The following is a 21,406-nucleotide window of genomic DNA, read 5'->3' as shown; positions in this document are numbered from 1 at the left end:
CCAGCTAAGGCTCCGAATTTTACAACTAGCCAGGCCTGAACTGCTGATGACAGCGGATACAAGCGTCTTCTACTGCCTTGTAAGACGCACGGATACGGTCTTCTTGTCCGGCTTGCGCCGCCGCTTTTAAAGCGCTGCTCTGCTGCTGCATATTGTCTGCTGCAGCATGAAAGTCTGCAGAATCAGATTTTTGCTTGGCATCAGACTGATTGTTTACTGCGAATTCAGCAAAATAAGCCCAAGGCTTGGTCGATTTTTCTTGCAGCTTAATTGCTTCTTGCAACACGCTATCGGCTTTATAAGGCTTCGCCCCTGTCAGCATGGCATTAATCGCCTCGCGCGATTTAAGCATTTCTTTAAAAGTGGCTTTTCTAAGGGAAGTTGGGGAATTAGGATCACTGCGCTGGCAAGCGGTTAAAGCCAGCAATGTGAGTAAAACAAGTGTAAATCGTTGCATAGCAGCCAAATCGTCAAGAGCAAAAGGGGAGCATGATACTCCCCTTTTCCCGGCTCAAAATACGCATTACTGATTGAAGATGGCTTCAAAGCAGGTGATTACCCAGGATAATTATTTTCATACATTGAATCATCTTGTTCGGATGAAATACCAAATGTCGCTTTTCATACCTAAGGTTCGGAGGGCTTCACCCCATGCGCACTCTCCAAAATCAAAAAAATAGTGCCTTCGGCACGTTGATTTTGGAGCGGTAGCCACCGCGGGGGCCTTCCTTTCTTGAACGGCCAAGAAACGAAGCCAAAGAAGGCCGCCCCACGAAACACGAAGGCCCCTGCACTGCGGACAATCGAGTCGGCGGCAGGCGGGATTGGCTCGCTGCCTCGCTCCCTGGCCGAAACCCCGCCCCGCTTGTTCCTCGCTACGGCGTGTTTCAAGGGGACTTTAAAAAGCCCTATGCGAAGAGCGTGCCTATTATGTTTTTTCGCTGTTTTCTAAAAAAACAAATTGCTTTACTCGCATAGAGCTTCGCCCGCCCAGAAATGATGCGATGCTGGAAAAGTCGCTATTAATCCGTAAAGGTTAAATCCAGGCTCCCCGCTTTTACCGTAATCCTTTTAACACTGCTTACGGCTTTTTGTGGGGCAACGCTGCCTTCTAAGCGGCTGATTTTTCTGAACTCTGCCTTCAAGCCATCAGCCGTTAACTCAAGCACCGTGTAGCCCTGTGCATCAGTATCAGCGTATTTAATCCAAGGATTATTTACCGCAGGAGGTGTGCCCGCCGCTTGATTAGCAAATGGATTGAGGCGCTTCACCACTTCGGTGGCAGGTACTTGCGCCGTGGTGATTCCCATTGCGCTGGCCAGCTGCTGGGCAATCATGCCGTACAGCGTTTGCGCCGCCACCGAGCGCCCTGCTGCGGCCAGGGCTGCAATTTGCCCGCCAATTACCGTACCCATATTCCCGGCCAGCGTTTCGTTAAAGGTATTCACAGCCGTCGCCGACAGGCCTACCGCAGGGGTCACCGCTGCCGCTGGCAATTTACCCGCCGCAATTGCGCCCTTCACTGCTGCGGCAATTGCAGCGGTATTGCTTAAATCTGTAAGCCCCGCTTGCATGGCCACGCCTGCCGATATCATTTGAATGGCGATCCCTTCTGCTGCGGCTTCCGAAGTAAACACGAGCGGCTGCACCGCGGCAAAGCTCTTGTCGCTGACTGCTTTTACAAAGTAGCTGTAGAAAGAATCGCTGCTGATGCCTGCGGTAACCAAATCGATCATCACTGGCTTGCCGCTGGCGTAATCGTCATACACTTGCCCGGCATAGAAAGAATGAATATCGCCCGTAATGGCCACCACGTTTTTGATTTGATTACTACTCAAAAACTGCATCAACGCTTTGCGCTCGGCGTTGTAGCCATCCCACTGATCGGCGTTCAGGATGATTTCTGTCTGGAAATCTTTAGGCGCGGCCGTGAGTGATTTGCCGTTTACACACATTTTAAGCAGCGATACTTCATTGCCCCACAGCTTCCAGGTGGCGGTTGAAGCCTTCATGGTGTTTTGCCACCAATCACGCTGGGTTTTACCGAGAATAGATACCAGGGCCAGCTCATCACCCGATGGCTTGGCTGCGGCTATTTTTTGCGCCTCAGCGCCTGCCAGTACAGCGGTTGGCACCATATAGCGCGAACCAATTGAGCTGCCAGCAGCGGCTTCAGGAATCACATGGTCGGCACGGTACAAGCGCTGATCTGTCATCACCAGATGCAGCAATTTACCGAAGCGGAAATCACGGTAAAGGCGGATGTTCTGGAAGCCTTTATCGGTGATATCAAACTTCACATCGGCAGGCATAAATTCAAACCATGCCTGATTGGCGCTGCGGCGGCGCTCGGTTTCGTGCTTATTATCGGCCTTGCCGGTTTTGGCATCGAAGCTGCCATTATCGTAAGTGGTGGAATCGCCCCAGCAATCATCCGAGAATTCGTGATCATCCCAAATGGCGATCATTGCAAAGCGCTCATGTACCGCCTGCAAGCGGGCATCTGAGCGATATTGCTTATAAAGCGTGCGATAGTCAGCAGTGGTATTGGCAAAACGTGCGCCGTCTTTGCCATTTTTGAACGGGCCATCAGGCAGTTTGATGGCGGTGTGAGCGGCCTCTACGGCGCCCTTTTGGAAATCCTCACCCACGGTTTCGTATATGTAGTCACCCAAATGCACTACAAAATCCAGCTCTTCACTTGCCAGAGAAGTAAAGCCCGCCCAGTGATTAATACTCCAGTCCTGGCAGGATAAGTAAGCAAAGCGCAGCTTGTTGACATCGGCATCCACCGCAGGAGCCGTTTTAAAGCGCCCTACACGGCTGATGCTGCTGCCTGCAATAAACTGGTAGAAATAGGTCGTTGCTGGTTTTAAACCCTCAACTTTGTGGCGAATCGTGTGATCCCAATCGGCTTTTGCGCTCAGCGCAACCTCATGCACTATCGTACCTGCCAGTGGTTTATTGCTACCCAAAAGCGCCGACTGATCGCTACTGCTGATCACAAGGCGCACCGCAATATCTGCAGCCCTGGCAGACACCACATCATCCGCATCGGCTGGCACAACGCGGGTCCACAGCATAATGCTATTAGCAGCCGGATCGCCCGAAGCAATACTTTGCGGAAATTTACAAGGAAGGGAAGGAGTCAGTGGCAAGGCAGCATCATCATCGCTGCTATTACAACCCACGAGCAACGCAGGGCCTACAGTTGAAACAGTAACAAAGCCGGTCCACTTTAAAAACTGACGACGATTCATGCTGCGCATCCAAAAGAGTAAGGTGTGCAACATAGCCGAACAGTATGACAATCAAATTAAAACAATTGTTTTATATTACAAAGCCACGCAACACGCTCTGCCATTAAGGCTGCTGTTTACCCCCAACAATCAGTTTGGGATTCAGATCATATTGCACAGAAATATCCTGCAATGCCCTCCCCTTTTGATGCATTAAAACAATCCGCGCAGCCAATATACCCTGGACACGGTAATCCCCTACTGTTCCTACACTGCATTGATAAGGAATGAAAGCCTCAATACTGCAAATAGTTGCAATACGCGCATCATTAAGAGCCAGCATTAACTCTGGGGCGACTGAAATTAAATAGCTGTCTGCCGGAATAAAAACCACGCTGTCTTTAGCGGCCTGTTGCAAACGGGCCAATTCAGTTTTAAGCAGCGCTTTATCGGGGTTGATTCGCCATGTTTCTAATGTCCACTGATAATCAGCCGCCACAGCCTTTAACTGCTCTCCAATTAATTGCGTATTTCGCTCACGGGGATTAACCGGCAGCAGCATTTTACTGCCCTTAGGTAAGTATTTGCGGGCATTACTGATTTGTAGTGGCAGAAAAACCATATTACTCACCCCTGCCACCATTTTATTTTCTTCTTTAACAACGGAGATAATCCCTGCACCAACCGGATCTGAAACCACATTAAAAATTAAGGGCTTGCGCCCGGATAAGAAGCTTTTGCTCATTAAAGTGGCTGTTGTGCCAAAGCTGTACACATAATCGTAGGACGCAAGATAAGGCTCTAATTTGGTCCGCAACATTGTGGCTAAATTTGTCCGGTCCTGATTTGCATCAAAAACGACAATGTCGGGCTTGAAACCCAGCTTCTTTAATTCATCACGAAAGCCCTGCTCTGCGGCCGTTTCACCCCGCCACAGAACCATCGCAATTTTAAGTGCATGGGCGGAGACGGGCATCAGCATCAAGCAGCAACAAAATAAAAATCGCATCATCACAGGCACCCGAAAAAGCGCTTACACTCCAACCAACTTAGACCATCACCACATCACCCACCTGTACTTATCATTAAGCCAAGCCCCCCCTGACCCAGCACATTTTATTCATGCAAAAAAAAACCGCTCAGACTTTCATCTGAACGGCTGATACTTTGCAAAAGCAAGTTACAGAGTAAGCAGAGCGCTGTCTGAATACTGCTGATTTTGCACACGCCCCCGGCCTTGCGGGATAGAGGACAGCAGCTTGCGGGTGTAATCGGCAGTAGGATTAAGATAAATGGCATCCGCATCCGCCTGCTCAACCACTTCGCCCTTATTCATCACCATCACCTGATCTGAAATATGCTTAACCACCGCCAGATCATGCGAAATAAATAAATAAGATAATTTAAATTCATCCTGCAAATCTTGCAGCAAATTCAATACCTGCGCCTGCACCGATACATCTAGGGCGGAAACTGATTCATCACAAATCAGAATTTCCGGCTTCATGGTAAGGCAGCGTGCAATGGCAATACGCTGGCGCTGGCCGCCCGAGAATTCATGCGGATATTTAGACAGCGAATTCCAAGGCAGGCATACTTTATTCAGCAAATCGCGTGCTAACTTAATCCGCTCGCTGTCATTTGCGCCAATACTGTGCAATTTCATTGGCTCGGTCAGAATTTGCTCAACCGTAAAGCGCGGGTTTAAAGACGCATAAGGGTTTTGGAAAATAATCTGAATACGGCGTTTGTATTCATTAAATTCACGCGGGCTCATGGCAAATAAATCTTTGCCATTAAAAAAGGCCTGGCCACTGGTGGCCTGATGCAGGCGAACCAGCGTTAAGCCTACCGTGGTCTTGCCCGAGCCTGACTCGCCCACAATACCCAGCGTTTTACCACGCGCTAATTTAAATGACACATCTTTCGCAGCATGAAATACGCGCTTACCAAACAAGCCTTCACGCGATTCAAAAGATTTACCGAGGCCTTTCACCTCCAGCACAATCTCATCATCAGCCTTGTAACCGCGCTCACGATTTGCTGGCTCTGCATAGCCACCCGGCTTTAGGAAATCGTCGATGACTGCAAGGCGCTCAGGACGGCGATCCAGGTGCGGGCGGCAAGCCAGCAGCGCCTTGGTATAGCTGTCTTTAGGTGCGTCAAAAATTTGCTCTACCGTTCCTGCTTCACGGATTTCACCGTGACGCATCACCACCACATCATGGGCAAACTCGCCCACAAGCCCCAGATCATGGGTAATAAACAGCACCGACATGCCGTGTTTTTTTTGCAGATCAGCAATCAGTTGCAGAATTTGCTTTTGAATCGTCACATCCAGCGCCGTGGTCGGCTCGTCTGCAATCAAGAGCTTAGGCTCGCAAGCAATGGCCATGGCGATCATCACGCGCTGCTGCTGTCCGCCCGACAATTCATGCGGATAGTTTTTGGCTTTTTTTGCCGGATCAGGCAAGCCTACTTCGGTCAGCAGCTCTACCGCGCGCTTTGCCGCATCACGGCGGCCTAAACCAGCGTGCAGCATCAGGGTTTCAGCCACCTGATCGCCCACGGTAAATACCGGATTCAAAGAGCTCATCGGCTCCTGGAAAATCATGGCGATATCTTTACCGCGCATTTTGCGTAATTCACTGCCGCTCAAACCCAGCAAATTACGGCCTTCAAACAGAATCTGGCTGTCTTTGCTGACTTCGGTGTTGTTAGGTGGCAGCAATTGCATAATCGCCATCGAAGTCACCGATTTACCCGAGCCCGATTCGCCCACCAAGGCCACGGTGCGGTGCTTGGGAATATCAAAGCTCACGCCTTTGATGGCGTTAAAGCGCTCGCCATCTTCCTGACGAAAATTAACCACTAAATTGCGTACAGACAGCAGTGTTTCAGTATTTTGGGACATGTCGCGTGCTCCTTATTTCACTTTTGGATCAAGCGCATCGCGCAATGCATCCACCAACAGGCTAAACGCCGTCACCAGGACCGACATCGCAATCGTTACCGCCACCATTTGCCACCAGAAGCCCTGCACCAGCTCAGCCGGTGACTCAGCCAGCATCGAGCCAAGGCTTACCTGACGCACACCCACACCAAAACCTAAGAAAGACAAAATCGCTTCGTACTTAATCAGCGCTACCGTCATTAAAGAGAACTGCACCAAAAGTAAATGGCTGATGTTTGGCAGAATATGCACAAACATCCGGCGTGAATGAGAAGCGCCAATGGCATTTGCGGCCTGCACATACTCACGGTTTTTCAGCTTCATATACTCGGCCCGCACGAGGCGGTAAGTGCCTGTCCAGCTGGTCAGTGCCATCACGGTAATAATCGTGCTGATACCGCGGCCAGAAACGGCGGCAAAAGACAGCAGCAAAAGCATATCTGGAACAGAAGTAAAGATACTGTAAAACCAGGTTAAGAAATCATCAACCTTGCCACCAAAGTATCCTGACACTGCACCAAGCGCCGTACCAATTGATAAGGCCAGAATGGCACCAAAAATACCGACAAAGATCGAAGTCGATGTCCCTTTGATGGTTTTTTCGATCACATCACGGCCACGTAAATCTGCACCAAAAGGCAAAGTTTCACGCTTAGGCGGGCTGTTATCCGCATACTTGCCCACATTTTTTTGCGCTGCAGCCAGCTCTGCACCAATCGGGTCTTCTGATGGCAGCATGGTTTGAATTCCTTTTCCTGCTTCTACCGCCGCATGTTTACTAGGCGGCAATTGCTCGTCTTTGCCCTTGGTAATCCATGAAGGTGGCGCGTAAGGCACGGCAACTTCATCGGCCCAATGGCTTGCCACCACATTGACCCAGCCACCCACGGCAATCAGTAAATAAGCCACCACCACCCACAGCGCAATAAAGCCCACTTTATTACGCTTAAGCCGCTGCCAGCCTAATGCCCACAAACTTTTAGAAGCCGTTTCTGTCTGCAGACCCGGCATTGCTTCAACAATTGCATTCATTTCCATACTCCGGGTTTATTTAAGCTGAACGCGTGGATCGATTAATTTGTAAACCAGATCGGCCAGCAAATTAAAAATCATCGTGGCAATTGCAATATAAATGGTTACTGCTTTAATAACGGGAAAGTCACTTTTATTCACAGCCAGTAATACTTCATTACCCATACCCGGAATACCAAAGAAGCTTTCCAAAATCAGCGCGCCCATCATTAAAAAGGGCAGCGACATCATTACCGTGGTCACCACCGGAATCATGGCATTACGCAATACATGCTTGAGCATGATTTTTTGCTCGGATAAGCCTTTAGCACGCGCAGTACGCACATAATCATTATTCATTTCTTCAATAAAAAAGCTGCGATAAAAACGAATATCCGGGCCAATTGAAACCAGCAAGCCCATTAATAATGGCAAGGGCACGTAAATGAGCAAATTAGTAAACAAAGAATCACCCCAGCCACGTACTGGAAACCAGGCTAATTCATACGCCAATACATACTGCCCTACCACGATATACACCAGAGCACTGATCGACATGGCTACCGTACACGCAATAGTGACCACGCGATCCGTTAAACCACCACGAAAATACGCCACGATCGCCGCCAATGGAATAGACACCAATAAACTCACCACCAGCAAGGATCCGGTTAAGGTAAGTGATGGCCCAATCCGGCTGGCAATCATAGTTGATACAGGCTGCTGCGTAGACCAGGACGTGCCAAAATCCAAAGTCAGCACCTGCTTTACAAAAATAAAAAATTGCTCCGGCAAGCTTTTATCCAATCCCAGCTGGCTGCGGATATTATTTAATACTTCTTCGGTTAAATGTTTCCCCCCAAGAATCAGGCTTGGGTCTCCCCCCACCACAGAGAATAAGAAAAACACCAGCAGCATCACCCCGAATATAGTCGGGATCATTTGTAAAACACGGCGAATAATATAGGCGAGCATTATTTTTCCTTGGCCACAAAGCGATCAGTATTGGTCATCATTTTTTAATATCCAGATAGCGCCAAAGGGTATTAAATTGCGGATGAGGTTTATATCCCTTGATCCATTGATGCGCCAGATAATTGTTAAACCGCGTGTCGCCCATCACCCAGGGCGTATCAGCCATCATGATTTTATTCATCTGATCATAAAGCGCATTACGCTCTGGGCTGTCTCCTAATTTTTGGGATGCCTCATAAAGCTTATCGTAGCCAGGCGATTTGTAGCAGGCATAATTTTCGCTGCCAATATTTTTGCCATACAGCATCATGGTGAAGTTATCACCATCCGGATAATCAGCCAGCCATGCCGCACCATCCATGCCATAGGTGCAGGTACGCAATGATTTAACCTGCTCATTCCATTGCATTTGTCTGAATGCTACTTTTACTTTGATCGAATCAAAGGCTTTTTGCCAGTATTCATTCCACTGCTTATCAATACCACTGGTGCCCGTAATGAAATCAATTTCAAATGGCAGGCCGCTTGGCAGCAAGCGTTTACCATCCTTGCCAATTTTATAGCCAAATTCATCCAGCAAAGCATTTGCTAAAGCCGGGTTATATTCAAACGCCGCTTTAAAATTTGGGTTATGCCCAGCCACATTTGGCGGGATAATATATTGTGCTTTAACGGCCTGATTACGGCGGATATTGCGAATGGTATCTGTTGTATTAAAAGACATGGCAATGGCGCGGCGCAAAGCAATTTTATCCTTGCTTAAACCACCCACCACTGGGTTTTGCATATTAAATACGTAATAGGTGATTTCTTCACCCAAATCACGGTAAAGTTTAATGCCCCGCTTCTTTAAATCAGGCTTTAAATCTGCACGCCATGGATCATTTGGATCAAGCAATAAAGAACCACGTACCAAAGGCTGAGGCAAACCACTCAAATCTAAATCACCATTTCTAAATGCCAGCCAGCGGGGTTGCTCTTCCTGGATAATGGACACTTCAACACGGCCAATTTCCGGAATGCTTTTTCCATTCATTTCTTTGGCGATCTGCTGATCACCTTCATCATCACCTGGTTTGTAATCGATGATTCTTTTTCTGTAATTTGGATTGGCCACCAGCGAGATATGTGTGCCAGGCTTCCATTCAGTCACCATATAAGGGCCCGTACCTACCGGGTGGGACATCGTGTTATCGCTATAGGCTTCCATCACTTCGCGTGCTACTGCGCCCATATGCGGCATAGCCAGCACATACTGCAAAGCCGGGTATGGCTCTTTTAATGTGAGCTGCAGGGTGTAACGATCAAGGGTTTTAATACCCTCAACTGTTTTATCGTAATCAAGTTTGCCATTTTTGGCCGATTTTACCCATTCATCGAGACCAATAAACTTGCCCGCAATTAAATACCCTGTAGGCGAACCTGTAGCAGGATCAACAAGACGTTTAAGTGAATAGGCATAGTCCGCAGCGGTTAATTCACGCTTCTGACCTTTAAATACCGCATCTGGTGCAAAGTAAATGCCTTTTTTAATATGCAGGGTTAATACTCTGCCGTCTTCACTGAGCTGCGGCATTTCTGTCAGCGTATTAGGAACCAGCTTTACGGGCCTTGCCATAAAGTCATAGGTGAGCATAGGGTCAAATACATTTTCTGTAATTGAGCTGGAATACACATCTGATATTTTGCCCGGATCAAAGCCCGTTTCAGGTGCAACAAAAGCCACCCGCAACACTTTATTCATATCCGCAGCTAATGCTGGCTGGCTAAATAGCGCCCCCGCTATGGCGATGCTTAATAGTTTTTTCATCACCGTCTCCTCATTTAATTCTGTATATGGCTGTAATAAATGCTTTTATTTTTAAACAAAAACATTCACCTCAATCTGAATCTTGCTCAGCAGGCTATTGTTTAGCCGTTTTAGCCGCCGCGCCACGCTGGCCGGTAATTTCCTGAAAGAAAGCATCGGCATTAGGCTTGCGGCCGATAAATTCTTCAACTAATTCCATCGCAGGACGCTGACCACCGTTTTCTAAGATCAATTCGCGGTAACGCTTGCCCTGCTTCACATCCATCACATTGCTGCCGTAAGCCGACAACATATCCAGCGCTAAAACTTCAGACCACATATAGCCGTAGTACCCTGCCGCATAGCCACCCACGATATGGCCAAAGGTGCCGGGGAATTCTGTACCCGCTACATAGCCCAGCGGGGTTTTACCCTCCATGGCCTGCCATACCGCCTGCGGATCACCCGCATCGGCAGCAGCCAGGGCCATATCGTAGGCGGAGTACAGCACCTGTCGGGCGTATTTAAGGCCACGGCCAAAGCGGCGCGCTTCATCCATTTTGGCAATCAGCTGAGGATCAATCGGTTTGCAGCTTGGGCAGGTCTCGTTAAACAGCGCTTCCGCCTCAGGGCGACGCGCCCATTCTTCGTACATTTGTGATGGCGCTTCAACAAAATCACGCTTCACCGATGTACCCGCCTGCATGGTGTAGCGTGTTTTAGATAAAACACCGTGCATCACATGACCAAATTCATGGAATAGTGTTTCCAGCTCATCCTGGTTAAAGCCTTCACGGCTAAAATTGGTCACTAAAACACTGACCGGCGTTTGCCCGCTTAAGGTGCTTACACCGCGAACAGGGAAAGCCGCCGCATGCTTGTATTTGCCATCACGCGGGAAGAGATCAAGGTAAAAGCTGGAGAGGTATTTTTTGCTGCTGCGATCAAATACATCGTAAGCACGTACATCTTTGTGCCATGTTTTTAATTGAGCATTCGGGCGGAAATCAACACCATAGAGTGTGCCGGTGACATTCATCATCCAGGCAATGGTCGGCTCGGTAGGGAACTGCTCACGCACTTGCTTTTGGTCGAGCTGATAGCGGCTGGCTTTCAGCTGCTCTTCGTAAAACTGCACATCCCAGCGTTTCAGTACGCTATCAGCCTTGCCGGTAAAGCGGGCTTTTTCCTGGCGCAGCTCTTCAATATCTGACTTTTCTAAATCAGCAACGCGGGATTGCACATCGGCCAAAAAGGTATTAACCGCTTCTGGCGTAGCGGCCATTTTATTGCGGATTGCAAATGCGGCATAGCTTGGGTAGCCGGTGAGCCGGGCAATTTGTTTTCTTAATTCAACGACTTCTTTGAGAATTTGCAAATTGGCAGCGCCGCCAATTTTCATCCGGCCACTGTAATAGCGCTCACGGGTGGCTTCGTTTTCTGCATACCCCATTACCGCATCAATTTCTGGGTAGTCAAAGCCCAAAACATACTGGCCTGCTGCGTCTTTTTTAGCGGATTCTAAAAAGCTGGCCGAAACCCCTTTTAATTCTGAAGCAGTAAAGCTGATTCTGGCCTGGTTGTCGCGCATATTGCGCGAGAAATCCTGCTGCAACTTTTCAATTTTATTGAAAATTGCGGCTAATTCTGTACGTTTTTCTTTAGATAAATTAACCCCACGGTCTTCAAAATTGCTCAGCAAATCTGCACGGGCTTCCGCATCAATGGCATCTTTTGGTTTTAAAGCTTTAAAGCGGCTGTATAAAGCCTCGCTTTGCAATACATCACTGATCAGTGCCGACATTTTTAAATTGCATGCATCAGCCGCAGCACGCACAGGCGCTAAAGGGCTGACCTCAGAAAGTAATCCGGCGGAGCCGCCAAAGCGATCAAGATCCTGATTAATTGTATTCCATTCACCCAATGTATTTGCCGCATTAACTTTAGCCAATGGCAGTTTTTCTAATGCAGCAATTTTTACTTTGGCATGGGAAATTGTTTGCTGACACTGGCGCGCAATATCGGCCGCATCAGGCAAAAGCAATGCGCCTCCCTGTGCTGCAAATAGCGGTGCAGAAGAAAACAATACGGCGAGGCTCATGGCGATTTTTTTCAATTTATTCCCCGGCAAAGGTTAATTGGGTATTACTTTGCAATTGTTTTTTTGATCAGCAGACGTAGCAAAACTGGCACACGCAAATGCCTGCTGCCATTTTAGTTTTATCTTTTTTTGGGTTAACGCAGAAGAGCTGGGCGAATGACGCCCAGCTTTAAATTACTTTATAAACTGCTCATGCCCGACAATACCAATCTTTTTTACACCCAAGCGCTGCGAGCTAGCCAAAACCAATGCCACAGATTCATAATTTGCATCTTTATCAGGGCGAATATGAAACTCGGGCTGTACCGCTTTTTGTGCTGCATCAGACAGATTCTTTTCTAAAGCAGCACGATCAGCCAAAGGAACACCCGCCCATGAAATGATATTATTGCTGCCAATATCAATCTGAACTATTTCCGGCTTTTCTGTTGATTTAGAAGGTGAATTAACGGGCATATCCAGTTTTACGGCATGCGTTTGAATTGGGATAGTGATAATCAGCATAATCAGCAAAACCAACATCACGTCAATCAATGGCGTGGTATTGATTTCCATCATCATATCATCGTCATTACCACCGATTTGCATTCCCATAATCGTTCTCCACAGCGCATTTGCTTTTTATATCTTATGATTCAGTGAATCAGGCCAGTGGTTTAAATAAATCAAACCACGGCCTGACCCATCGAAAGCCATTAATTCCTGGCAGGCGGCTCGGTAATAAAGGCGATTTTTACAATCCCCGCCCTTTGTACCGCTAAAACAATCCGGCCTACCGAGCTATATTTAGAAGACATATCGCCGCGAATATGGACTTCCGGTTGCGGATCCATTTTTGCAACTTTAACCAAACGAGCCAGTAATTCTTCATCCGACTTAATCTGGGTGATATTCCAGTAAATATTGCTTTTATCATCCACGCCTAAAACAATGTTTTCTGGCTTGGTTTGCGTCGGAATATTGACCTCTTTAGGCAAAGTCAATTTAATCGTTTGCGTTACAACTGGAATAGTAATCAAAAAGATGATGAGCAGTACCAGCATCACATCCACCAATGGCGTGGTGTTGATTGCAGACATGACCTCATCTTCATCGTGGCTGGAAGCCCTTTGTCCTGGCCGCAGATATCTCATGATGATTACTTAGGTGTGCTGAGTAAATTGGTATGCAAGCGGGCTGCTACGGTGTGAACCATTTCCACTACCAGCTTGTTACGGCGTACTAACCAGTTGTAGCCCAGTACCGCAGGCACGGCTACTGCCAGACCAATCGCAGTCATGATCAAAGACTCACCCACCGGGCCCGCCACTTTATCGATCGATGCCTGGCCAGAAATACCGATGGCTGTTAGCGCGTGGTAAATACCCCAAACTGTACCGAACAAACCTACGAAAGGAGCAGTCGAGCCTACAGTTGCGATAACCGACATACCGGCTTGCATTTTGCTGCTGGCGTGATCCGCTGCATCGTAAGTTGCCATCGAAACCCATGTATTCAGGTCTACGTTTTTGCTTAACTCACCATTGTGCTCGCTGGCAGCCTGAGCACCTGCATGAGCTACAGAGCTGTAAATACCATCGTCTTTCAGTGCTTTAGCCTTAGTCAGCAGCTCCGGGCCACGCGCTTTGAGCAAATCACGGCCTAATTTGATCAGGCGGCGCTGATCCAGAATCTTAACAATACCCACATACCAGGTAGCTGCGGACATGGTCAGCAAAATCACTAAAGTACCTTTAGCAACGATATCGCCCTGAGCCCATAAAGCATCAATACCGTATGGATTAGCGACAGCTGTCGTGGTATTTGCAAGCACTGGCAAAGCACACGCTGCAGCAGCGGCTGCGAACATAAAGAATTGGCGGGAGAACTTAGCCATGATTTACTCCATTCTATTTAGGTGAGGGTCTTAATTATTCTGAATCAAGCTTGAAAGAAAGCTCTTGCTCAAAAATCGTATCTGGTTTGCAGCTGTTACCTTGTAAAGACTGCTTAGCTGCTTGCAAAAACTGGCTACGGAAAGACGGCGGAATTCCACTTGTAAACTTAGAGCTAATAATTTCGCTCAGCTTTCCGTCTGAATTTGTTTTGTAAACAATGGTAACCACACCACTGATATCCTCGTTTAAAGCCTTGCGAGGAAACTCCAGACCACCAAACTTACTGCAATTACCTGCTGTTGAAATCGGCCCTGCAGGCGCAGCAACAGGGGCAGCAGTTGCCTGAGGCACAGCAGGAGCAGATGGTGCTTTTGCTTCTGATGTAGCCTGAATCGTGTTTGTTGACTGGGTAGTCGGAGCAACCACAGGCGGAGGAACATAGGCCGGCTGCTGTTGCGGTGGCGGAGGCGCTGTATCCTTCACCACTTTTTCAATTTTTGGGGGTGGCGGCGGCGGCGGCGGTGGCGGCTCACTGATCACAGCAACTTCAACCTTTTGCTGAATCACCTTAACCAAATCTTTGCCCAAGCCGGTAACCAGCGCATAGACAACGAGCACATGCAAGGCAGCCACTCCCGCTAAGCCCACTGCACGACGATCACGTGCATTCTGGCCAAAAGCTTCCACGATGCTCTCCTTTAAATAGATTCACGAAATAACTTAATAAAACAATTAAGCAGCTACACCACTAAGATACGCTAGTAGAAAATGAATTTTTACTAGGGTTTACTCTAACCAATCGAAAATAATAATCAGCAATTCGGCAAAAACAAATAGCTCATAAAAGTTGGCCGACAAAACGCGCCCCGCAAACCTTTATGCATTTATTTTTTTACACTCAATTGAATAAATTAAAATCGAAAAACAGATATAACCGAAAATGAACGAACATCATAAACACAAAATTATGTTAGTCAAAAAATGAATAGTTATATCGATATGCTTCACAAAATAAAAAAACACGCTAAAGAAGCCTGTGAGGGCGGGCCCTCACAGGCAATACTCATTTTAGAATGAATACTTAGCACCTAAAGAGTAAAAACGACCACGTACGCTGTACAAATCAGCAAAACCCATATTGCTCGTGCCTACATCGGTAAATGGAGGCATACGATCAAAGACATTTTTCACTGCAGCATCGATTTTAAAGTTTTTAAAGCCGGTATAGCTCAGTGTAAAGTCTGTTTCTGAATGACTAGGCACTTCATACTCATTTGCGCCCAATGGATTTGTATCAGTAATCGGATCTTTACGATTCACAAAACCAGCCGTTGTTTTCAGAGAAACCGCACCACTCCATTCACCTGTTTCTGCCTCAACACGTAAAGTATTGCGCCATGCAGGTTGGTTGAAAATGCCATTCCAGTTTTCTTTCTGATTATCGCCATTTACTTTTTCATTCAGCAAATAGAATGAATTGGTATTACCAAAAGTAAAGGTTGCAATCGAAGTAGGTAAGCGGAATCTAAACTCAGTATCAATCCCTTCTACTGTCAGGCTATTCATATTCTGCAGGTTGGTATTGATCACCAGACCACGCTGTTGATAGGAGTACTTGCCTTTTTCTAACGCTTGCAACTGTGTTGGTGTGTCGATCAGATCAATTTTTTTGGTTCTCCACCAGTCCATAGATGCACTAAACGGACCGTTGTCGACCACAACACCAATATTGAAAGACTCGCCTTTTTCTGGCGTCAACTCAGTGTTACTACCATTGAGGTAATAGCCATCCACGATGCAATTGGCAGGCTTATTCAGTGCAGCGCATTCTTCCTTCGTTTCAACTCGGTATGCCCCCTCATCCAGCCCCCCTTTCAATTGCTTGAGAGTAGGCATACGGAAGCTGGCCGTGTACGAACCACGGAACAACAACTCCGGTAAAGGCTGATAACGTGCAGCAATCCGTGGGGATGCCTTAGATGCGGTATCGTAGCTGTCGTAACGCAAAGCGGCTTGCAGCTCAAACTGCTTGCTCAAAGGAATAGACAACTCAGCAAAAACGGCCTTGGTATTACGTGATGCATCTACGGCCGCTTGTTGAATGCTACCAAATACACCGCCTGCCTGAGTCAAGGCATCTGGCGTGTCTTTTAAAGATTCACGCGCGAACGATGCGCCAACGGCAAAAGCTAAAGGGCCACCTGGCAGGCTGATACCGGTCTCACCGCTGACTTTGGCATCAATCGATGAAAGCGTACTTTCACCTTCTCGGCGCGGAGTGACTTTGAGTGAATCGACAATGGCTTGATTGTTTGTGGTTGATGTACCAACAATAAGCCCGCTATTTAGCGCAGCGAAGAATTTTTTCTCATCAAGATAATTACTATCTTGATTGGTCTGCTTGCTTACGCCGTGCGCTACACCAATTTTCCAATCAAAGCCCTGGGTTGTACCATCCAAACCAAACGCAATTTGATACAAAGAGGCATCGCGATCAGTAATACGTGAACCGCCTTGCATAAAGCGACCACGGTAGGTCTCCTCGGTCGTACTACCCGGAACAGGCAAATTACCTGGCGCAGGGTGCGCTTCAAAATGATCGCTACTCTTTGAGTAGAAACCAGATGCAAAGGCACGGATATCTTCATTAATCTTAACATTAGCCAACATCATAGCGGTCTGACGATCAGCACCGTTATATGAAGTAAGCAATTCTTTATTAAAATCAAATACACAGGCACCCGACTTGTTGAGCGAATCAGCAGGACATGGTGTGTACGGCTTGCCGTTCAAACTACCTGTCGGCGCAAATGAGCTACGCTGATCACGCCCACCAAAACGACGGAAATCAGCCGAGCTGGTTAAATCACGATCTTTACGCAAGATAGCATCGCGCTTAAAGATGTCGTAGCTGGCGAATACATTAAAGCCTTGCTCATCTAAGTCGCCATAACCACCACTCATACCAAAGCTTTTCTCAGTACCGTCACCACGGCTGGATTGCCCTAGGTTGGTACGTAGTTCGCCACCTTGATAGTTTTTCTTGGTAATGAAGTTAACTACGCCGCCCACTGCATCCGCACCGTAGATGGCAGAACCACCATCTTTCAACACTTCTACGCGCTCAATGGCTGAAATAGGGATCATATTGACGTCAACGCCTGATGGCGTAGCCGTATCACCCACGGCACTTACAGGCACGCGACGGCCATTCAGCAAGACCAATACATCACCAGCACCCAAGCCACGCATCTTGATGGTAGAGCTACCCGACGCAGCTGGAGAGTTACTTGCATTTTCACCTTGGTCCATGATGTCCATGGAAGCCATATTCTTGAGCAACTCATTCACAGAAGTCGCAGCGATTTTTTCAATTTGCTTACGAGTAACCGTTTCAACCGGTGTGGAACCTTCTTTCTTAATCCGCTTAATGCTCGAGCCCGTTACTTCAACGCGCTCAACTTTATTTACTTTTTCTTCAGCCTGGGCATTGATTGCTGCACCAGCACCGATTAAAGCGATCGCAACCGCTAATTGTTTCATCCGCATGAAAGCCCCCTGATATTTAGACTTACAAATGCTCACTAAGAAGTGAGATCCCTCGCTCTGCATTGCCGCTGTCTTTTTGTCCGCGGCTTTCGCTAAGTAAAAATTACCATAGGCGAATATTGCGAATGTAACGATATGTAACCAAATCAAGGCATAGGGTGGCGGGGTTTAAAACAGATATTTTTTGAATGGGCTTGATGCAAATCAAGAATTAGACGGCAAGCTAGGGATAATCCCAACTTGAGTGACTTGCAAGAAAAAACGTGGCGGTTTTATTTTTTTTGAGAATCAGATAGCAATACAACAAAATACTTACATCAATAAAATCAATAAGATAGAAAAAATAACGTTCACTACTTGCACGCTTTTCTTTTTTTATCAAAAGTTGATTGTAAGCGAAAGACGCAGCTACCACTCATCAATAATACCCCCATCACTCGTATTCAAAAGAAAATGCAAACATTTTTATGCTTTTTTTAAAGGGAGACTTGTACTATTACCGTGCTTTCCCTAGTAAACAGTGGATGAAAAAACCCAGAAATTCATATTTTATTGTCATTATTTATTTATACATTTATGCATCACTATCATCACTTTTGAGTGATATTTACCACACTATTTACTTATTGCACTGCACAACAAAAGCAATAAGAAATACTCGTGTAATATTTAAAGGTGAACAATTACAAAAATGACCATTTCACCGCAATGTAAGCGGGCTTACCCCACTTTACCAATACCCACAGAGCCGATAAGGTTTGCGTTCTCCCCTTTCCACCAGGTTTATTTATGAGCCCAGTTCTTTCTTATCAATTAGAAAATGGTATTGCTACGCTTTGTTTAAGCAATGGCAAAGTCAATGCAATTTCTATGGATGTTATTGATGCATTTAACCGTGCTCTTGATCAGGCGGAGCTTGATCAGGCTGTTGTCATTATTACTTCGGGGTCGGGTGTTTTATCGGCAGGCTATGATCTGAAAGTCATGACTTCGGGCTTAGATCATGCGCTGCCACTGGTCACTGCAGGATCAAGACTTAGCCGCCGTCTGCTGTCTCACCCCTACCCGGTTATTGTGGCGTGTCCTGGCCATGCCATTGCCAAGGGCGCATTTTTATTGTTGTCTGCTGATTATCGGATTGGTGTGGCTGGCCCGTTCAGTATTGGCCTGAATGAAGTACAAATTGGGATGACCATGCCCTACGCAGGCATCGCAATTGCGCGCAATCGCTTAAGCCCGGCAGCTTTTGAGCGCTCTGTCATTAATGGGGAAATGTTTAATCCGCAAGGCGCGGTGGATGCAGGGTTTTTAGATTTATTGGTTGAGCCGGAAGGGCTCGCAAGCAGCGCACTGGCCGCAGCAGAATCTTTAAAGAAAATCAGCATGAAGGCGCACAGAAATACCAAGCTAAAAGTACGCCATGACTTTTTAGCCGCCTTAGATAAAGCTATTGAGCAGGATAAAGAAACCCTGAGTCTTGATTAAAAGGCCAGGTGGCAAAAAACGCAGCCCGCGTTTTTTGCCAGCCCCTGCAAGATGCGCCTGAGCTTCAGGCTCACCTGCTAGCCAGTCCAGCGCTCACCCAACTGAGCGCGCTTATACCAGGCAAGCAAATCAGCCACTTTACTCCCGCCATCCAAAGGCCCCCAAGGCGCAAAGTCTTGCTCAGCAATTGGCATATAAGGCCCATGCTTCACCTCAAAAATCACCCCTCCCTGATCCAAAGACAATACAGCGTGCCATACACCCGCCGGCGTTTCCAACACAGCCGCATCCTCACCCAAAATCTGGCGGGCAATCACTTCGCCGCCATCATTAAAATGCAGCACCAGAAATCTTCCGGCCAAAGGATAGAGCAGCTCCCATGTATGCGGATGCCTGTGAGGACGCACCAGCGTATCTGGCTCCATAGCAATGGCAAGACGCTGAATCGGATCAGCCAGCTCTTCATGCAGATTATGATTTGCACGGCGGCGGGCAGATGCCTGCGCTTTGCCAGCTAGGCTAGTGAGATCAGCCGGAGTTATTTTTTTCATGCTGATTTACTCTGCCGCAGCCACAACACGGATTAATACGGATTCGCCTACCTGCACGATCTGCCCGGCACGAATTTTGCACGCTTTGCGCAGCTCCTGTTGCCCGTCAACCTGCACATCCCCCGAAGCAACAATTTGCTTACCTTGGCCGCCAGAGCTGGCCACATTCGTAATTTTCAGCAAATTATGCAGCTCAATAAATTCATTACTGAGTTCAACTTCAAATTCTTGCATTTCAATTTCTCTTTTCAATACTTCAATAAGGGCCGGATGATACCAGCTTCTCCGGCTCGCGAAAAATCAGCTCAGGCTGTATTGCAAACCCGCACGCAAGCGCCGCACAATGCCTTGTAAATCCAGATCATGCCGGGCTTCTAATTTGGATGCCAAAAATAAAAGCTTGATCCAGTTCATTTTAAAGTCCTCATCATTGCTTGCAAAAACAATCACGTTATAACTGTTAAATGCGCGGCAATACCAAACACGGCCATTAAAAACCCGCTTTAATCTTTCGATATAGATATTTAGCTTGGGATCTGTGCCCCATAAATTAATCACCAGCACGCCTTTTTCAGATAAAGCCATGCGGCAATGATCATAATAAGATTCTGTTGCCAGAACAGCAGGCAAGCCTTCATTATCATAAGCATCCAGCATGATTACATCGGCTTCGGCACGGCCATGCGTTATATAATCAACCGCATCGGTTTGAATAATACTGAAGCGCTCATTATCATCAGGGATGAAAAATTCATGGCGCAAGGCAATGACTTCTTCATTGATCTCAAGCGTGGTGATTTTGCTTTCAGGCAAATAACGGTAACAATATTTGGGTAATGAGCCGCCGCCCAAGCCTACAATTAATACCTGTTTCGGGTCAGGTACAAAAAGCAAAAAACCCATCATTGTTTGTGAGTAGCCCAAAGCCAGTGAATAAGGATCATCTAAATCCATTGCGCTTTGAATAGAATTCCCGTCAAAGCGCAAAGATTTATATCCATTCTCTAAAGTGAGATAAAGCGCTTTATCAAGCGAAGCTGAAAAAGTCATTACAATATGCCTAAAGAATTAACTAATGCGCACAAGCCATGGTTTGTATACCTGATTGAATGTCAGGACTATTCAATTTATACAGGAATCACCGTGAATGTAGAAAAACGCTATGCAGCTCATTTAAGCGGCAAAGGCGCGCGCTATACACGCATTCGCCCGCCGCTAAAATTACTGGCTGTGATTGAGTTTGCCGACAGGGCCGCAGCGGCCAGTACGGAATACACCATCAAGCAATGGACGGCAAAGCAAAAACGCGCGTTTGCCGCACAACATCCCGTGATCTGATTGTAAAAAACCGCTATTCCTGTGCACTTTGTTCGGCCCGATCAGCAATATGGCTGGATCTGGCCAGCAACATCAGTAAACCAGCCAAAACCATTAATGCGGGAATAGAAAGCTTTAAACCAACCCCATGATAATCCTTCAGATAAAGTGCAAACCCCGTTGCGATCAGCATCGGTGCGGTTACAACACTGGATTTATTAATCCCTTCCAATGCCAGCACAGCAATACCCGCAGCAATCAGCCCCAAATAATTAAAGTGCCCATTTGCGGCATTAATTGCAGCTCATTTATTAACCAGCCACCGCCCACTGCAATTAAAACAACAGGCAAGACGGCGCTACGTTTTTTTTCCAGCATATTAACCCCTTGTCTACAGTGTTTTTACTCCGGACCTTAGTAGTAAGACAGCCCCCCCCTGTGTCAGGATAGTTGAGATACTCCCTTTTCAGGGATTCCAACTTACTCAGGGGGCTGGTTACTTATCATGTCGCGTATTCCCAAGGCTCGTAAAGATGCCATTTTAAGCAAAATGCTTGCT

19 protein-coding genes are annotated in these 21,406 nt (G+C 47.1%); 2 read left to right on the top strand and 17 right to left on the bottom strand.

The window, feature by feature from the left end:
• Positions 1-25: 25 nt before the first annotated feature.
• From CSQ88_RS05925 to CSQ88_RS05865, 13 genes are all read right to left on the bottom strand, one after another.
• On the bottom strand, positions 26-457 hold the full coding sequence (locus CSQ88_RS05925; RefSeq protein ID WP_143449429.1) for a cytochrome c: 432 nt from the start codon (positions 455-457) through the stop codon (positions 26-28).
• 565 nt (positions 458-1,022) lie between these two features.
• Positions 1,023-3,260: an alkaline phosphatase gene (locus tag CSQ88_RS05920; protein ID WP_218963006.1), complete on the bottom strand. Its 2,238-nt coding sequence runs from the start codon at positions 3,258-3,260 to the stop codon at positions 1,023-1,025.
• A gap of 103 nt (positions 3,261-3,363) precedes the next feature.
• Positions 3,364-4,215, bottom strand: coding sequence for an ABC transporter substrate-binding protein (locus tag CSQ88_RS05915; protein WP_218963005.1), 852 nt, complete (start codon positions 4,213-4,215; stop codon positions 3,364-3,366).
• A 204-nt stretch (positions 4,216-4,419) separates the two neighbouring features.
• A complete protein-coding gene (locus tag CSQ88_RS05910) occupies positions 4,420-6,153 on the bottom strand; it encodes an ABC transporter ATP-binding protein (protein WP_099397185.1) in 1,734 nt (577 codons plus the stop codon).
• A 12-nt stretch (positions 6,154-6,165) separates the two neighbouring features.
• A complete protein-coding gene (locus CSQ88_RS05905) occupies positions 6,166-7,224 on the bottom strand; it encodes an ABC transporter permease (RefSeq protein ID WP_099397184.1) in 1,059 nt (352 codons plus the stop codon).
• 15 nt (positions 7,225-7,239) lie between these two features.
• The gene (locus CSQ88_RS05900) at positions 7,240-8,178 is read right to left on the bottom strand and encodes an ABC transporter permease (RefSeq protein WP_099397183.1); all 939 of its coding nucleotides are present in this window, start codon (positions 8,176-8,178) and stop codon (positions 7,240-7,242) included.
• Positions 8,179-8,215: 37 nt separating this feature from the next.
• Entirely contained in the window at positions 8,216-9,988 is a 1,773-nt protein-coding gene (locus tag CSQ88_RS05895) for an ABC transporter substrate-binding protein (protein WP_099397182.1), read from the bottom strand.
• Between the two features lie 94 nt (positions 9,989-10,082).
• Positions 10,083-12,083, bottom strand: coding sequence for a M3 family metallopeptidase (locus CSQ88_RS05890; RefSeq protein ID WP_099397181.1), 2,001 nt, complete (start codon positions 12,081-12,083; stop codon positions 10,083-10,085).
• A 159-nt stretch (positions 12,084-12,242) separates the two neighbouring features.
• A complete protein-coding gene (locus tag CSQ88_RS05885) occupies positions 12,243-12,662 on the bottom strand; it encodes a biopolymer transporter ExbD (RefSeq protein ID WP_099397180.1) in 420 nt (139 codons plus the stop codon).
• A gap of 101 nt (positions 12,663-12,763) precedes the next feature.
• Positions 12,764-13,147 carry a biopolymer transporter ExbD gene (locus tag CSQ88_RS05880; protein WP_207916319.1) on the bottom strand — a complete coding sequence of 128 codons (384 nt, stop codon included), beginning with the start codon at positions 13,145-13,147 and terminating at the stop codon, positions 12,764-12,766.
• 59 nt (positions 13,148-13,206) lie between these two features.
• Positions 13,207-13,944 (bottom strand): MotA/TolQ/ExbB proton channel family protein, encoded by a 738-nt coding sequence (locus CSQ88_RS05875; protein WP_115226902.1) that lies wholly within the window; start codon positions 13,942-13,944, stop codon positions 13,207-13,209.
• A 34-nt stretch (positions 13,945-13,978) separates the two neighbouring features.
• Positions 13,979-14,632, bottom strand: coding sequence for a hypothetical protein (locus tag CSQ88_RS05870; RefSeq protein WP_257212495.1), 654 nt, complete (start codon positions 14,630-14,632; stop codon positions 13,979-13,981).
• Positions 14,633-15,013: 381 nt separating this feature from the next.
• Positions 15,014-17,644: a TonB-dependent siderophore receptor gene (locus CSQ88_RS05865; RefSeq protein ID WP_143449427.1), complete on the bottom strand. Its 2,631-nt coding sequence runs from the start codon at positions 17,642-17,644 to the stop codon at positions 15,014-15,016.
• Between the two features lie 639 nt (positions 17,645-18,283).
• Between CSQ88_RS05865 and CSQ88_RS05855 the strand changes: the two genes are divergently transcribed.
• A complete protein-coding gene (locus CSQ88_RS05855; protein WP_099397175.1) occupies positions 18,284-18,979 on the top strand; it encodes a crotonase/enoyl-CoA hydratase family protein in 696 nt (231 codons plus the stop codon).
• A gap of 77 nt (positions 18,980-19,056) precedes the next feature.
• Here the strand turns inward: CSQ88_RS05855 and CSQ88_RS05850 are convergent, their stop codons facing one another.
• The 3 genes from CSQ88_RS05850 to CSQ88_RS05840 form a co-directional block, all read right to left on the bottom strand.
• Positions 19,057-19,530, bottom strand: coding sequence for a WbuC family cupin fold metalloprotein (locus CSQ88_RS05850; protein ID WP_099397174.1), 474 nt, complete (start codon positions 19,528-19,530; stop codon positions 19,057-19,059).
• Between the two features lie 6 nt (positions 19,531-19,536).
• Positions 19,537-19,764, bottom strand: coding sequence for an RNA-binding S4 domain-containing protein (locus CSQ88_RS05845; RefSeq protein WP_099397173.1), 228 nt, complete (start codon positions 19,762-19,764; stop codon positions 19,537-19,539).
• A 66-nt stretch (positions 19,765-19,830) separates the two neighbouring features.
• Entirely contained in the window at positions 19,831-20,580 is a 750-nt protein-coding gene (locus CSQ88_RS05840) for a fused MFS/spermidine synthase (protein WP_099397172.1), read from the bottom strand.
• Positions 20,581-20,586: 6 nt separating this feature from the next.
• Between CSQ88_RS05840 and CSQ88_RS05835 the strand changes: the two genes are divergently transcribed.
• Complete coding sequence (locus CSQ88_RS05835; RefSeq protein WP_099397171.1) at positions 20,587-20,868, top strand: GIY-YIG nuclease family protein; 282 nt, start codon at positions 20,587-20,589, stop codon at positions 20,866-20,868.
• Positions 20,869-20,881: 13 nt separating this feature from the next.
• On the opposite strand, the gene CSQ88_RS05830 is transcribed toward CSQ88_RS05835, so the two are convergent.
• Positions 20,882-21,115, bottom strand: a complete 234-nt coding sequence (locus tag CSQ88_RS05830; protein ID WP_099397170.1) for a hypothetical protein — start codon at positions 21,113-21,115, stop codon at positions 20,882-20,884.
• Positions 21,116-21,406: the final 291 nt, after the last annotated feature.

The organism is Iodobacter sp. BJB302, assembly GCF_002735645.1.
In the GTDB taxonomy this organism is placed as follows: Bacteria; Pseudomonadota; Gammaproteobacteria; order Burkholderiales; family Chitinibacteraceae; genus Iodobacter.
This window is presented reverse-complemented; position numbering and strand designations above follow the sequence as displayed.